Annotated in this window: 10 protein-coding genes; 4 read left to right on the top strand and 6 right to left on the bottom strand. The window is 59.0% G+C overall.

Annotation, left to right across the window (positions count from 1 at the left end; translation table 11 throughout):
• Positions 1-367 precede the first annotated feature (367 nt).
• Positions 368-2,170, top strand: a complete 1,803-nt coding sequence (locus ACCQ08_RS08850) for an IPTL-CTERM sorting domain-containing protein (RefSeq protein WP_373449542.1) — start codon at positions 368-370, stop codon at positions 2,168-2,170.
• A 222-nt stretch (positions 2,171-2,392) separates the two neighbouring features.
• On the opposite strand, the gene ACCQ08_RS08845 is transcribed toward ACCQ08_RS08850, so the two are convergent.
• The gene (locus ACCQ08_RS08845; RefSeq protein ID WP_373449541.1) at positions 2,393-3,229 is read right to left on the bottom strand and encodes an alpha/beta fold hydrolase; all 837 of its coding nucleotides are present in this window, start codon (positions 3,227-3,229) and stop codon (positions 2,393-2,395) included.
• 236 nt (positions 3,230-3,465) lie between these two features.
• On the opposite strand from ACCQ08_RS08845, the gene ACCQ08_RS08840 reads away from it, so the two are divergent.
• On the top strand, positions 3,466-3,966 hold the full coding sequence (locus ACCQ08_RS08840; protein ID WP_373449540.1) for a MerR family transcriptional regulator: 501 nt from the start codon (positions 3,466-3,468) through the stop codon (positions 3,964-3,966).
• Between the two features lie 138 nt (positions 3,967-4,104).
• Here the strand turns inward: ACCQ08_RS08840 and ACCQ08_RS08835 are convergent, their stop codons facing one another.
• From ACCQ08_RS08835 to blaOXA, 3 genes are all read right to left on the bottom strand, one after another.
• The gene (locus ACCQ08_RS08835; protein ID WP_373449539.1) at positions 4,105-5,031 is read right to left on the bottom strand and encodes an NAD-dependent epimerase/dehydratase family protein; all 927 of its coding nucleotides are present in this window, start codon (positions 5,029-5,031) and stop codon (positions 4,105-4,107) included.
• A gap of 320 nt (positions 5,032-5,351) precedes the next feature.
• Positions 5,352-6,278: a polysaccharide deacetylase family protein gene (locus ACCQ08_RS08830; protein ID WP_373449538.1), complete on the bottom strand. Its 927-nt coding sequence runs from the start codon at positions 6,276-6,278 to the stop codon at positions 5,352-5,354.
• A 13-nt stretch (positions 6,279-6,291) separates the two neighbouring features.
• The gene (blaOXA, locus tag ACCQ08_RS08825; RefSeq protein ID WP_373449537.1) at positions 6,292-7,098 is read right to left on the bottom strand and encodes a class D beta-lactamase; all 807 of its coding nucleotides are present in this window, start codon (positions 7,096-7,098) and stop codon (positions 6,292-6,294) included.
• 628 nt (positions 7,099-7,726) lie between these two features.
• Here blaOXA and ACCQ08_RS08820 point away from each other — a divergent pair.
• On the top strand, positions 7,727-7,939 hold the full coding sequence (locus ACCQ08_RS08820) for a hypothetical protein (RefSeq protein WP_373449536.1): 213 nt from the start codon (positions 7,727-7,729) through the stop codon (positions 7,937-7,939).
• Between the two features lie 115 nt (positions 7,940-8,054).
• Positions 8,055-8,684, top strand: a complete 630-nt coding sequence (locus ACCQ08_RS08815) for a hypothetical protein (RefSeq protein WP_373449535.1) — start codon at positions 8,055-8,057, stop codon at positions 8,682-8,684.
• A 339-nt stretch (positions 8,685-9,023) separates the two neighbouring features.
• Here ACCQ08_RS08815 and ACCQ08_RS08810 read toward each other — a convergent pair whose 3' ends face one another.
• Positions 9,024-10,031 (bottom strand): restriction endonuclease, encoded by a 1,008-nt coding sequence (locus ACCQ08_RS08810; RefSeq protein ID WP_373449534.1) that lies wholly within the window; start codon positions 10,029-10,031, stop codon positions 9,024-9,026.
• 488 nt (positions 10,032-10,519) lie between these two features.
• Entirely contained in the window at positions 10,520-13,831 is a 3,312-nt protein-coding gene (locus ACCQ08_RS08805; RefSeq protein ID WP_373449533.1) for a VPA1262 family protein, read from the bottom strand.
• Between the last annotated feature and the right edge of the window lie 246 nt (positions 13,832-14,077).

Below are 14,077 nucleotides of genomic sequence, written 5' to 3'. Positions count from 1 at the left end.
TCTACGTGATTGTCCGAATGGAGTAAAAGACAATCATGCCTCAAAGTTATCCGGCCCCAGCATGAGGTGTTTTGCAGCCATCCGATATCCATATCATGGAATATTGCCGCCATAGTCATGCCTTCTATTACCCAATAGACCCGCATCAAGAATATATATTATTTTTTTGTGATGGCGGCCATTCACCCCCTTGACTCAATAAGCACTGCCTCTTTATAGGCGCCCAGCCATCCAATGACCAGTCGAATGAATGGCTCTGCTTTCCCTGGCTATTGACCTCCCAGCGTGCAGCTGGAGACGGTATCCATACCAAACCAATGATTACCATCCCCTCATAACAGATCTATGGGGTTCAGGAGTATTTCCCATGTGGTTCAAACGTTTTATTGGCTCGTCTTCTGCCAGGCGAAGCCTGGTCATCACCGGCTTGCTCGCCCTTACCGGTATCGCACAGGCCCAGACTATCTCGACAGTGGCGGGCACCGGCACCGCCATTACTCCTATTAGCAGTTGCGGCAGTGGGGCCGCAACCCAGGTCAATCTGGAGTACGGCGGCAACGATATCGCAGTGGACAGCCAAGGCAATTTATACATAGCCGAAAGCAATGTCATATGCAAGGTAGATACCAATGGAAGCATCACCACGTTTGCGGGCAATGGAGCAGCGGGAAACAGTGGGGACGGTGGCCCTGCCACCAGCGCCTCCTTCAGCGATATCACCGGGCTCGCGTTCGACAACGCTGGCAACCTGTATGTGGGCTCGATGGCGGGAGGGATTCGCAGGATCGATGCCAGCGGCACGGTGACCTTGTTCTCTGACTTGAATGGCCGCAGTCCATTCGGAATAGCGGTGGACAGCAGCGGCAACCTCTACACGTCGCTGGCATTTCAACACCTCGTTGTCAAAGTAGAGGGCGGCGGCGCCATCACCACGGTTGCGGGCGTGGGCTCTGCGGGCTACAGCGGCGATGGAGGAGCCGCCACCAGCGCGGCCCTGAACTTCCCCACCGGGCTCGCCTTTGACGCAGCGGGCCATCTGCACATGGCCGATGTACAGAACCGGGTCGTGCGCAAGATCGGTGCCGGGGGAATCATCAGCTCGGTGCCAGGAGCAAACTTCAGCAATGACATGGGAACCAGCCGCTACTCCTCGGGACTCGCTTTTGACCATGTCGGCAATCTCTATATTTCCAACGGGCAGGATAACAACGTCCTCAAAGTGGACGCCAATGGCGTCAACACGGTAGTGGCCGGAACCGGTGCTGCCGGCTATTCGGGCGATGGGGGTCCTGCTACCAGTGCACAACTGAGAGGCGCTTCGGCGGTCGCGTTCAACAGCGCAGGCGCCCTGTTTATCAGTGACGCCTATAACGGGGTGGTCCGCAAGGTGGTGTTTTCCGACTTGGTGATGGCAGTCGCCTTGCCTGGCAACGCTACGGTTGGCATGCCGTACAGCGGCACGGTCACCATCACCAACAACGGCTCGGGACCGGCAGATGCCGCTGCCTCGGTGTCCATCACAGGCCTGCCCAATGGACTCACGCTGGGCAGCTGCGATGTGGCCCATCTGGCCGCCGGCGCCAGCGTTACCTGCAGCGTAAATGGCACCGCCACCACCGCAGGCAGCTTCGCTGTGACGGCGGCTGCCACGGATACGGCCGATCTCGACCCCCGCAACAACAGCGCCGTCGCCACCATTGCCGTAGGTGCTTTTCCAGACCTGGCCGTGAGCACCAACCTCCCCGCAGGCACGGTTGGAACGGCTTATAGCGGCAGTATCACCATCACCAACGGTGGTACGGCGCCTGCCAGTGCAAGCGCTGCCGCTTCGGTGACCGGCCTGCCCGCAGGCCTGGTGTTAGGCGCCTGCAATATTGCCAATCTCGCAGTCGGCGGCAGTGTCACCTGTGCCATCACCGGCACGCCCACAGCGGCAGGCAGCTTTGCTGCCACAGCGGCTGTGACCGATAGCACAGACAGCAATACCGCCAACAACACGGCGCTGGCAACGCTGACCATCGTTGGCGGCGTCCCCGTCAACGCGGTAGCCACCCCGGTGCCTACGCTGGGCCAATGGGGCTCGATACTGCTGGTGTTGTTGATGCTGATGGCCAGTGGCTGGCGAACACGCCGGCCTGCGCAGCGCGTGCCTGTGCCACCAGCGTCTTGATGGCGCAAAGCCGTGCAAGGCGCAACGGCAGTGGATGGCCATAGCAAAGCCTGTCCTGCGCTGGAACGCTGTCGATGGGCAGGACGCCCATCGGGGCCTGATGGCTCCCATGGGTTAATGCAGGTGCCTATCCATCCAGGGCGCCGTTCGGCGCGCCCACCCTGGACCATTGCCGCAGGGTCCAAGGCGGCTCATCAGCAGGGCGCACCGGTCTTCTAGCGCTTACTTTTGAATGAACGCAAGCAGATCTGCGTTGATGGCATCCGCGTTTTCGGTATGCATGCCGTGCGAATAGCCCTTGTAGATTTTCAACTCGCTGTTGGCCAGCAGCTGGTCTTGCAGCACCGCCGCGTTTTTATAGGGCACCACCTGGTCGTCATCGCCTTGCAGCACCAAGGTGGGCACGGTGATGGCCTTCAGGTCGGCCGTCTGGTCCGTTTCTGAAAATGCCTTGATGCCTTCATAGTGCGCTTGGGCGCTGCCCATCATGCCTTGGCGCCACCAGTTCTGGATGGTGCCCTGTACCGGTTTGGCCCCAGCGCGGTTATAGCCGTAGAAGGGGCCAGTGGGCACATCGATGTAGAACTGCGCACGGTTGGCGGCCAGCGCGGCGCGAAAACCGTCAAAAACCTCCATCGGTGTGCCTTCGGGGTTGGCCGGGGTCTTGACCATTAATGGTGGCACGGCGCTGATGAGGACGGCCTTCGCCACCCGTCCCTGGGGCTGGCCATACTGGGCCACATAGCGCGCCATCTGCCCACCGCCGGTGGAGTGGCCCACATGGATGGCCCGCTGCAGATCGAGATGCTCGGCTACTGCCGAAGCGTCCGCCGCGTAATGGTCCATATCATGGCCTTCGCTGACCTGGCTGGAGCGGCCATGGCCACGGCGGTCATGCGCAACCACGCGAAAGCCCTTGGCAAGAAAGAACAGCATCTGGTTGTCCCAGTCGTCAGCACTCAGCGGCCAACCATGGTGAAAGACGATCGGCTGTGCGTCCTTGGGCCCCCAGTCTTTGTAAAAAATCTGGACGCCGTCTTTGGTAGTGACAAAGGACATGAAAAACTCCTAGCGGTTGACGAAAATGAAGGGTGCCAAGCCTGTGAACGTTAAAACAAGGCTGTTGCACCGCTGTGTAAGACGTTGTCAGTGGGCCGCGTGCGGCAATGGCCCGGTTGGGTCCCCTGGCATGGCGGGTGGAGGGCGCGCATCACCAACCGCCTCTGCAGCACTGGCCTTGCCGGCGCAGTAAGCTTCAACGTGCAGGGACGTTCAATGCATCACGAGAATGACGTATGAATATTGGTGAACTGAGCAAACGCACAGGTCTGTCCACATCGCGCATCCGCTTCTACGAGCAAAGCGGCCTGCTGCCAGCGGCGCAGCGGGGCTTGAACGGCTACCGCAGCTACCCGCCGGAGATGGTGCAGATGCTGGGGTTGGTGGTCATGGCGCAAAAGGTGGGTTTCAGCCTGGAGGACATTCGCGCATTGCTGCCACGCGGCCTGCAAGGCTGGGACCATGACAGGGTCGTGGCCACCTTGCGCCAGAAACTGGCCGACATCAAGGCCATGGAAAAACAGCTGCAAACCAGCAAAAGGCAGGTGCAGGCCTTGTTGGCCGACATAGAGGCGCGGCCAGATGACATGGATTGCCAAGACAACGCGCGCCGCGTGCTCACCCATGTGCTGGCACAGCCGTCTGCATCCCTGCCCTCTGCATCCGCTGCCCAAGAGAAGATGGGCCAGCTGATGCGTGCCGGGCGCAAGCAGCGGGCCAACGGCGCCGGCAGCTGAGCAGGTCTTCAAATCGCATTGCGCGGCAAACACCTCCCGGGCCGGTCCGGCTCCGCTCTGGCAGCCCTAGCGCCCTGGCCGGCACAGGGTGGCCGCCATCCTCGCGCTGGGCGGCGCCCTGCAGGGAACGCGGGGTACTCAGGAAGGCGCTTGCGCGATGTGCCTCAATCCCTGTTCGTAGCTGGTGACCACAAAATGCGGAAAACGACGCCGGAACTTGGACGAATCAAAATCAAGGTCGTGCGCGTAGCGGGGTAGCAGTTCGCGCAGCTCGCGCACCGGCTTGGACACCAAGCTCGCAGCCACCAGCGCCCAGTGGCTCAGCACGCGGAAGCGTGGCGCCACCCCGAAAGTGGTGGCGGCCAGGTGTACAAAGGCTTGGTAAGTCAGGCGCTCGTCCCAGCAAGGCAGGTGCCAGGTCTGGCCGTATGCATCCTCCGTATTGCCAATGATCGCCATCGCGCGGCTGGCATCGGGCGTCCAGATCAGCGTACGCAGCGTGTCGTCCCGTACCGGTACCTTGGCCTTTCGGCCAGCCTTGAGCGGCGCAATCACCAGCGTGTTGGTGACGCTCTGTGTCTTGCCGGGGCCATAGAACTCTGGCGCACGGGCAATGGCGACGGGGATATCGCCGCGCTGCATCTCGGCCAGCACCATCTCGGCCATCGAGGCCCGCACGCGGCCCTTGCGCCCTGTCGGGGCAAAAATGGTTTCCTCGGTTTGCCGCTGCGCGCTTTGCGGATACATATAGGTGTTGTCAAAGTAGACAAACTTGGCCCCCGCTGCCCGGCTGGCATCGAGTGCGTTACGCAGCATGGCCGGAAATTGCGTTTCCCATAATCCGCTGTCCGGCGGCAGGCCAGCGGTGAAATACACGACCTCACTGCCACGCACTGCGTCCAGGGTCTGTATGGCATCGAGCAGGTCGGCACGGACCAGTGCGTCGGTACCGTTGACCTTGCGCGGCTGGCGGCTGACCAGGCGCAGGTTCTGCGTGTAGTGGCGCTTCAACGCACGCGCCAGCTCGGTCGCGATTTGGCCATTGGCCCCCAAGATGGTTTGCATGTCTACCCTTGCAGCATCGGATGTGGTGAGAAGACAGCGAGCTTAAGGTTCAAGTTAAGTTGAATGTCAAGCGCTCACGGCACCCGTCCGGCTTCGGGCAGAAGACCAGACCGCAGGCTTTGCGCGCCAAAGGGGCATCGCCCACCTGCCGAAGGCCGTACACAGGCCCGCCGCCGCTGGTTGGCACGGTTACCGCGCTGAGGGCCGCCGCCCGCTGCGCTGGGTGGTGTTGCGCAAACCGATGCCGAGAGACGGCGAGCTGCTGGCACTGCCCAGCTGGGCTCCCCTGCCGCACCATCGTCAAACCCCTTGCCAGTGCATTACTGCGGCATGTGCGCCGGTATCAGTCCCTGGGCGCGTAGCGGGGGCGCCTCGTAGACGGAATCCTCGGCCGGGTAGCGCAGACCCGGTATCCCCGCCGCCTTGGCGCTGGCCCAGAGGATGCTCTCGCCTGCTGGCAAGGTATCGATCTGCTCGGTGTAGATCGGGTCATCGAAGGCGCTCCTGGCCGTGGTGAAACTCCACCCGCGCTCCCGGAATGCCCGGATCAATTCATCGAGCGCGGCAGCATTGATCCTGTTGGTGTGCAGCAGCATCACATGGGCTGGACTGCGGCCCAGGACCTGCCGGGCCAGACCGTCGTAGTAGGCCGCGCGGTCCAGCAGATGTGCGATGTACGCGGCTTTCACCTGGTCGGCCTTGGCGGCATTTGCTTCGTTCAGCCAGGCCACATACACCTGGTTGTAGTACCAGTCGCTCGCGTCGATCGACACCGGAGCCGCCCTGTAGCCTGCGGCCTGCATCCACAGGCGCATGCCGTCCCGCTTGGCCAGCGTGTTGCCTTCCTTGAGGTACGGAAAGCGCAGCATCTTCGTCCAACCAGGTACCCGGCTCAGCACGGCGCCGGCCTCCTTGACATCGCCGATAAAGTCCGCAAGCGGCACTTGAGGCGATCCCAGGCTGCGGTGCCGGGATGTGTGGTTGCCCACGGCGTGGCCTGCACGCCCCCAGTCCCCGATGAGGTCCAGCCCCTCACCCCGGCCGGTGCGCACCAGTGACGGAAACACCATGGACGAGATGCCCGCATCGCCGAGCGACTTCAGGATCTGCCGGTTCCACGATGCGGCCGCAGGCTCGGTTGAAGGGTCCAGGCCATCATCAAACGTCAGCGCCAAGGTCTGGGCCGGAACGCAGGACGCGCTGAAAAGCAAAAGAACGGCGGCAAGCGCGCGACGCAGCACGACCATGGCGATGCCCTTCTTACTGGTCGGTGGTGGGCAAAAGCCCAAGGAGCTCTTGGCGCGCACGCAGCCCTGCGTTGGGCTTGAGGGCTTGCGCATCCTGGATCAGGCGCACAAACGCCAGCCTGCGCGCGCCCCTGGTCGCCCAGCCGACGTACCAGCCATACGCGTGGTTCGCGTCATAGCGGTGGTCGCTGCCCGGCGACCCGGTGCCCGTCTTGCCATGCACAGTCCAGCCGTTGACCTCGGTGCCGTAGTTCGAAATGCCGGCGGTCATGTCATAGGCATGTGCACTCACCGGCAGTTGGCGGCGCACGATCTTGCGCATGAACGCGAGCTGTTCCTCGGCCGAGATACGCAGCGAACTCATCACCCAGACCCCGTTCTGCCCCGGTTCATCGACCGGTACCGCAGAGACATCGGCATTGCCATATTCGAAAGCCTTCACATAGTGCGCGAAGCGCTCCTGCCCTAGCCGCTTGACCACCTGCTGCGAGTACCAGAAGACCGAATCCCGCATCCAGGTGGTCGGCGTGATGTCCCGCCGCCAGGCATCGCCCGCCCAATCCGGATAGCCCGCCTGGTACGGCAAGGCAGGCTCTGCAGCATCCTTGAGCACTCCCGCGTCATAGCCCATGAGGCTGATGGCGAGCTTGAAAGTCGAGGCAGGTGTCACGCGCTCGGAGCAGGCCGGGCCTTGCTGCACCAGCAGCTGGCCGGAATCGGCGTCTGCCATCAGCGTGCATAGCGTACGCGCGGTGGCGAAGGGCGCTGAAAGAACGAAGATCACTGCGGCGGCAGTGGTCTGGAGAGCGCGTTTGCACATGTTGAAGGTTTCCAAAAGAAAGGAGAGGACTACGGCGCCGGGCATGCCGGTGGAGCGTCCTGCGGGCCCTGTCACCCCAAGAACCCGAAGATGCCGGCCCAGTGTGGGGGTAGTGTCGCCGTGTTCTGGCCTCGCGCGTGGCGTATTTCACAAAATGGCTTCGGCGCAAGCGCGCCAGGCCCCCCCCCAGGCACCGCCGTAGCGGGCTTCAGCCGCCACTCAAAGACTGCCCGACGCCACCTCCACCAACAACCCCTCCCCCGCCATCACCGAGATACTGCCCCCGCCCAGGCCTGCCAACAGCGCAAACCGGCCGAGGTGGCTGCTGCATCACCTGGAAGAAAACGTGCAAGGCGCCATCGACACCGAGTTGCCGCCCCAGCTGTAGCAGTTGCAACTGGCCTTGGCCCAGGAGCAAAGCGGCCGCAGCACTGCAAGGCGGCCATGCAGCGCGCCGCTTGGCGTCAGACCATCTCAGCGCTGCCTGGGTTGTTGAAGTTGTACGCGGGTCCGCTGTCTGTGTGGTCTGCTGAGGTTGCTGCGCTGGTTGAGGTAGAGATCCGCGAGCCACTGCGAGGGCATTTGGGGGGGCTATGGGTTGCCGGTGCTGCCAACGGAAGCCGCTGCCGTGGTGCTGCCAGCGGGTGTTACTGGCCCTGATGCGCTTTACGCGGCTTTGCAAAATGCTGTGTGCGTGCAGATGGTGGCTGCGTTTGCTGCCGCGGTGGATGCTTGCAGCCATGCGCTGGAGCCGATGCTGGCGCAAACCGAGAAGATGCAGGCGCACCTGCGACGGTGCGCGCAGGATCTGCAGGATTTAGGCATGTCGCTGCGTGGCTGAGTGCAAACGGCCTCAAATCTCCCACATCTCTCCTGACGAGGTACTTAGAGTCATCGCTTGAAATCCCATTCGGGCTTCGGGCAACAACTGCCCCTGTTTTTCAAAGGTGTGGACGATGCTCAAGAGCCGTATGGTTGGGTGTTTGCTGGTCGTATTTCTCAGCGGCATGGCCACTGCGCAAACGGTCACGACCTTTCCACCCGGCAGCCCTCTCTATGAAGCCGTCAAGGAGAACCTTCTCCAAAACGGCAACAAGGATCTGAGCCCAGGGACCGTCAACCAGCACATCCGGGCATCTGCCGTTATCGCCCAACTCAACAAGGAACTGGAGGACTACTTTGCTGACCGCCACATGCAATCCGAGATGGACAATACCCGGGCGGGCTATCCATCGCTAAAGGTATATGTCAAGAACCTCCGCCCTCAGGACCAAAAGTACATCGACTCCCAGCCACAATATGCGCTAGTGAAGCTGGTCAACAGCCAGCTCAACAAAACCGAGGCAGAGCAGATCAACCAGTCCATTGGCGAAACGCTGGCCAAGGATGCAAGGCTGCTGGAACTCCTATACAGCGGCCACTACGATCCGGCAACTGATCGCTTCATCGTTAAAACCTTGACCGATGAGACCAGGGAATTGGAAGCTGCACTTCAATCGCTGAAAGAGCGCTTCAAGATCAGGATCGCTTACTTGAAAGTTGAGGGGGCCTCGGCAGTGCGGCCTCGGCTGCTGAGCGCGGATTGATCTTGCTGGGTGCTTGCCGCGGCCATGGACTTGATTGAAGAATTAGTCGTATAGACCTAATCTGGTGATCGTCATCTTCAAGGGCCTAATTCACTTGCTACGGGCTTGGCATGTAGATGCTGATTGCTAATGTCTGCTGTGCAGCGGTTGCTGCCACCCATCGATTCATCGCACGTGTTCGGTCACAACTTCATAGCGGTCACCCGCTTACTGATGTTCGGGTCGGCCCAGTGATTGCGTTCAGAGCAGCAGCCGACGCTGGCTGTCAGGGCACGCCAAATGACTTCAAGATGCCGAATCTCCCATTTATCTACGTTCTGATATCAGATTTCTCTAAGCTCACACTGATGGCTTTAAGAAATCTGGTAACGCATTGGGTTGAGTATAGAAAATATGGGATACCACTTTTTTACGGAACGCCATATCTAGCGCTGCTGCGAAGTCCGTGACGTTCGCAGTGACTTGCTCCTTCCGAAGCAACCCACGCCAGTGTGGCCGCTCATCACTCGACGACTCCCAGTTCAGCAGCTGGACGAGGGTCGTGTGAGCGAACTGCATTCCCTCAGCTCCAGCCACATAGTGTCGGTGAACGTGAGTGTCGGCATGCTCCTCCTTTTCATCCAGATCCCATGCGGTGAATAATGACTGGACTTCGCCATCAAGGTCTGTGCAGCGGCCACCCTCGCTATTGGTGAAGTACACATCGTCGATAGTCATCGCCCACTGCTCGACGTACCCGATTTCAGTCTTCTCGCTGCTAAGCAGCTTGTCCTTGCGAAATCTAAGATGTACCCCGGCACCCGCGCCAATCTTGTAGGCAACGTCGCCAGCAAGGGAGCAGAGGAGGTTTTCCTGCATCGCAGTATTCAGCGTGATGTTGAAGTTCTTGGCCGCTTTCTTCATGTGCCTCACCTCGAACAGCATCCAAACGGTGTGGAACTTCCACGCGACGAGTAGAGGCATTCCTACTAGATCGGCGTAGTTCTGAAGGCGTTCGAGATAGTCTGGCCTGAAGGACAGCCGGGGCTCGTTCTTCGACTTCACCTCGATCAGTACAGGGGTCTTGCTGGTCTGGGTCGAGAACTTGGCAAGCAGGTCGGGGACCTGGAACTCCTGCTTAGACGAGATTGGCACTTGATGCTGGTCAAGCTTGTGTAGTAGCTGGCACTTTCCAAGCCAAGCGCACACGACTGAGAACTCGTCCTCGGCCGGCAGCCCGATGTCCAAGCGGCGAACCTGCTCCGCTACTGCGGCAGCATCTACGTTATATCCCAGCTCTGCCAGAACGTCTTGGATTAGCCTCGGTAAGTCAGGCGGCGCTGCCTGCCTCTTGGTTACGATCTGCACTGCCCAATCCACCACATACAGCAAAGCTTGGAAGGATAGCTGATCTGGCATTCGGAGAAAAGAAAGACGCCAACGGCTTTATTTAGCAAGCACCGGCAGTTATTCTATGGATGGCAGACCTCTTTCGGAACAACCGTATCACCTGCGAAGCGGGTGGCGATACGCAGGTTCATAACTATGTGGATGGCTGCGTGATGGCAACGGTAGGTGCAGCCTCTAGCCTCGCAGAATGCGGCTGTCCCAGAATGCGGCTGTCGCAGAAACGTCTATGGGGCAGGGTTTCGTCTACTTCGGCGCAATGCGCAACCGAGCGAAGAAGCTTGCGACAGTCATCAAGCTACCAAACTGCACTTTCGTAATCTTCGGCCTAGTAGTTGGGTAGCAGCCGTGTTCTTGAACCGAACTGGGCGCTTGAATCCTCTGCCCGCTTAAAGCATGCAAGCCTTAACGCTGCCAAACAGCATCGCTGTAGACCCAGCACTAATTCCTCATCCGTTGTGAGACAGCTTAGCGCCGATGGTATGCAGCAGGCGCAGGGAAGCGATCTCAGCGGGATCGCTGGTCCAGTACATCAGTAGCTCCCGGTTGCCGATACTGTCGCAGTCAAAATACGAACAGCGTTCAATCAACGACTGGCTTTCTGCCAAAAGCTCAGCCAAAGGCTGGTATTCATCGGTGTGCACCAAGGCCGCGATCCGACGGGCCAGCGTGTGAAGCCATAGATTCACGCCATGTGCACATGAATAGGCTCGCCAGTCGATCTGGGCGCTTAAGGGTTTGCGGATCGTTCGAGCAAGCAATCGGAAGACCTTCCACAGCTCATTGAACAGACTCAGTCGATCTTGTGGCACCAGGTGCAGTGTCAGGGCCGCGAGCTCATCGCTGAACGCAGCATCGCCATCCAGGGTGAATGACACATGCCCCTCTTTCAGGACCGCACGCCATTTACGTGTGATGTCACCCATCCAGGCCCGGGATACTTGCGCCACATCGATCGTCTTCGACTCCAGCATGGAAATGAGCAGCGACTCCAGGATCCACGGGCTGAAATGGTGCAACTCGCCAAGCCGCCCTCTCAAAGGGTCAAGAATGTCCTGCAACTGTTGGTCCGTCAGGGGCGTTTTTATCGATTGCGTGAGCTTAGCGATTAGATGTTCTTTGACCGCGGAGCCCACATAATTGGCCTCGTTGATCAGCCAGCACAACACCGTTCGCTGAACACCCCTGGGCTCTATCAGGTCGATTTTGCCCAACGCATCGATGCCGAAATTTCCATGGTTGATGGCATCCTTGAAGGCATGCACCCCTACCCACTGGAGCAGGCTCACTGGACATTGCAAAAGGGCTTCAACACGCACAGGATTTTTATCGAATCCCAACGTAAAGCAGATATGTTTCAAGGCCTCGATAACCAGTGCACGTCGCCTGGGTTGCTCGTCAAAGGGCTCTGCGCAGGTTGTCCCCAGCCACTCGATGACATCTTGGGGGGCTTTCAACCATAGGATCTTGAGCGCGTAGTAATCGCCCCAAGCGATGTCTACCGGAGGGTCGCAAAAAACCCTGGCGGGCTCGGAACTGGAAAGCAAAAGCGCGGAAAAACTCTTGGCCCGGTAGTATTCAATGTCGATGTAGCTCGTCTTGACCTTGGGTGGCAGGGCGTCGCTTCTCGACACGTTCAAATGTGCACAAAGCTGCTGCTTCACCGCCTCAGGCAATGGCGCATCACGGTCTTCGAACAACTCACCGGCAGGTGTATGTGCAAGCACATATCCCATGACATCCCATGCGCTATGGAATTGCTCCATAGCAAAACCAGTACTCCAGAACTTGGACGGCATACGAAGGAAGCGGTCCAGATTCAGTTCGCCGTCTTTCAGATGGCCTTTGGCCTGCATCCTTTCTCTCAGCGCCTGGCCAGACAATCCCGCCACATCAGGATCATCCAGCCACCATGCCAACACATCCCCTGACCGTGCGGGATCAACAATAGACGATGGGTGATTAGGACCCAGTGTAGATTGTTCGTCTTCAGGCCTGAAGGCAGTGGAATCAAAGATCAGCTTGGCTGTTGGCGCGATTTTGCCATCACCATGTAGGGTAATTTGAATGGTTTTGTCTGCGAACTCAAATACGCTAGGAAGAACATCCGCAGGTATCGGAGTAGCCAGGAGGGGAAAATTCTCGTTAGCGCGCTGGATGGAGTTGGACAGGTGATAGCCCTCTAGCGGGCGGCCATCAACCGCACGGATCAGGATCATTCGGTCGTGCAACCTGCTTTCGGGAACGGCAAGCACTCGCAGGTGCACGTTACCAAAATAACCTTTACCCCAACCGGCACAGCTGGCCAGGAGTCGTTGCATGCGCGTGGGCTGGGCGGACCCAACCAGTCCCTCTTCCTTGCCGTTTTTTTCCGTGGTGATGATCAGGTATCTCCCAGTCTCGGAACCCATTGTGTGCAAAAGGTCGATGCCGACATCTTCCATATAAGGATCAATCCAGGCGATCTCAGCATCATGGTGCCGCTCGAATATCTTTCGCAGCCAATCGACAAGACTCATACGACTCATCCCACCGCTGTCCGAAAGCGTGAGAAAGAAGTTTCCCTTGGAGTCCTTCGGAAGCAGGTCGTGGATGCGATCCTCCATGGACCTGTTCAGATTGATCCATGGATCGTTGGAATCGCCTCCATAGGTGGAACTTGACGCGTGCGCCGCGCGCCCCACGCGCGCAGCCGCTTGCAGCCTAGCTTTCTCCCTGAGAGGCACCTGCCTCTTGAGCCAATCGATCGGATCAGCTCCGCGAGTCGAATCGAGCAATTGCATTTGAACATTTATGCTTCGCAAGAAGTAATTTCCCGTCTGCAGCAGTATCCAAGAGCCGCTGCCCTGGTCACCAAGGGCGTATATTTCCAGGGTGAATGCAGTCGCTGCTTTGATCCTGCTGCCATCGATAGCAAATGAGTGCTCTAGTGGGTATGGTGTACTCCTTTCCAGGCGGATCACGCAGGAGTCCTGCACGCCGCCGTCGCTGTAGAGAGTCAATATCACCATCAAATCGGCAGGCTCTCGGGTCAGTGGTTCGAAAAGCTTGAGCGAAGGCTTTACCCCCTTCAGGGTGACCGCATATTTGCGGCGCTCCGTGGGAGTAAGGCCTGGCGCACAAAGCAATTCAAAATCACCCAAGCGCCACGCATCAAGATCCGCAAAATTCATTCCGGTATCTGTATCCAATGCCGAGCAGACGACATTGGCGATCTTTCGGTCCCACCCGTCGGCAACGGTCAAGGCATGGGACTTCTCTTGCGAAAAAACGGCCGCACTGTCGACGCTCGCAAAGCTAGTGGGGCTCAGACGGCGGGAGCGTAGGTCAAAATAGTCTCTGGTCGGAAGATGAATCACGGGACGCACCTGTGGGCGTGCGCCGAACACGGCCTCACCGACTTTGCACAGCTGCTCCTGTTTGACCCAAATGCCCGCGCACGCACTCGCCTCTCGAAAGGAGACTCCGCCGGTAAATGCCTGCAAAAAAGCCTTTAGCTGTTTAGCCTCGGCATGCAGCGTCAACGCATGAATAATGGCGAAACCGTTGTCACCCAAAGGATTACTTCCGGAGCTTGTGCCGATCCATCCATCGGACTTGTAGGTACCAGGCAATGACCTCCCATAGACAAACCGTAGCTCGCTGCCGTCCTCGCTCTTTACCTCCAAAATCCACACCTGTGTGGTACTGAGCGTTCCGTCATCACCGAATAAGTCGTAGAGCCTAAAATCCGAAACCAGGGTATCCAAGGAAGGGTTCATTTCTCAGTGCGTCGGTTGTCTAAGGTACTGCATATCTTACATATGCTTGGCAGACTGCATTACGCTCCAGATGGTTCGCTGTTTTTAAGGAATTGCCGTGTCTGGAGAATGCGGTATTCGGTCGGGCACAGCCGCTCACTATGGGCGCGATGAGTTGTTATCGAAGCGCGAACAGGTTGCTCTGTGTTGAATCGCCGGTGATGGAGATGCGGAGGTCGTTCGACCTTCCCAGCCTGCAATGACAGC

It is taken from the genome of Comamonas sp. SY3 (genome assembly GCF_041730275.1).
Classification (GTDB): Bacteria; Pseudomonadota; Gammaproteobacteria; order Burkholderiales; family Burkholderiaceae_C; genus Comamonas; species Comamonas sediminis.
Note: the sequence above shows the minus strand (reverse complement) of the source record. Positions and strands in the feature narration are given on the sequence as shown.

Coding starts and splice junctions, on each gene's coding strand:
- ACCQ08_RS08845 (WP_373449541.1), bottom strand. CDS start 3,229: ATGTCCTTTGTCACTACCAAAGACGGCGTCCAGATTTTTTACAAAGAC.
- ACCQ08_RS08840 (WP_373449540.1), top strand. CDS start 3,466: ATGAATATTGGTGAACTGAGCAAACGCACAGGTCTGTCCACATCGCGC.
- ACCQ08_RS08850 (WP_373449542.1), top strand. CDS start 368: ATGTGGTTCAAACGTTTTATTGGCTCGTCTTCTGCCAGGCGAAGCCTG.
- ACCQ08_RS08835 (WP_373449539.1), bottom strand. CDS start 5,031: ATGCAAACCATCTTGGGGGCCAATGGCCAAATCGCGACCGAGCTGGCG.
- ACCQ08_RS08805 (WP_373449533.1), bottom strand. CDS start 13,831: ATGAACCCTTCCTTGGATACCCTGGTTTCGGATTTTAGGCTCTACGAC.
- ACCQ08_RS08830 (WP_373449538.1), bottom strand. CDS start 6,278: ATGGTCGTGCTGCGTCGCGCGCTTGCCGCCGTTCTTTTGCTTTTCAGC.
- blaOXA (WP_373449537.1), bottom strand. CDS start 7,098: ATGTGCAAACGCGCTCTCCAGACCACTGCCGCCGCAGTGATCTTCGTT.
- ACCQ08_RS08815 (WP_373449535.1), top strand. CDS start 8,055: ATGCTCAAGAGCCGTATGGTTGGGTGTTTGCTGGTCGTATTTCTCAGC.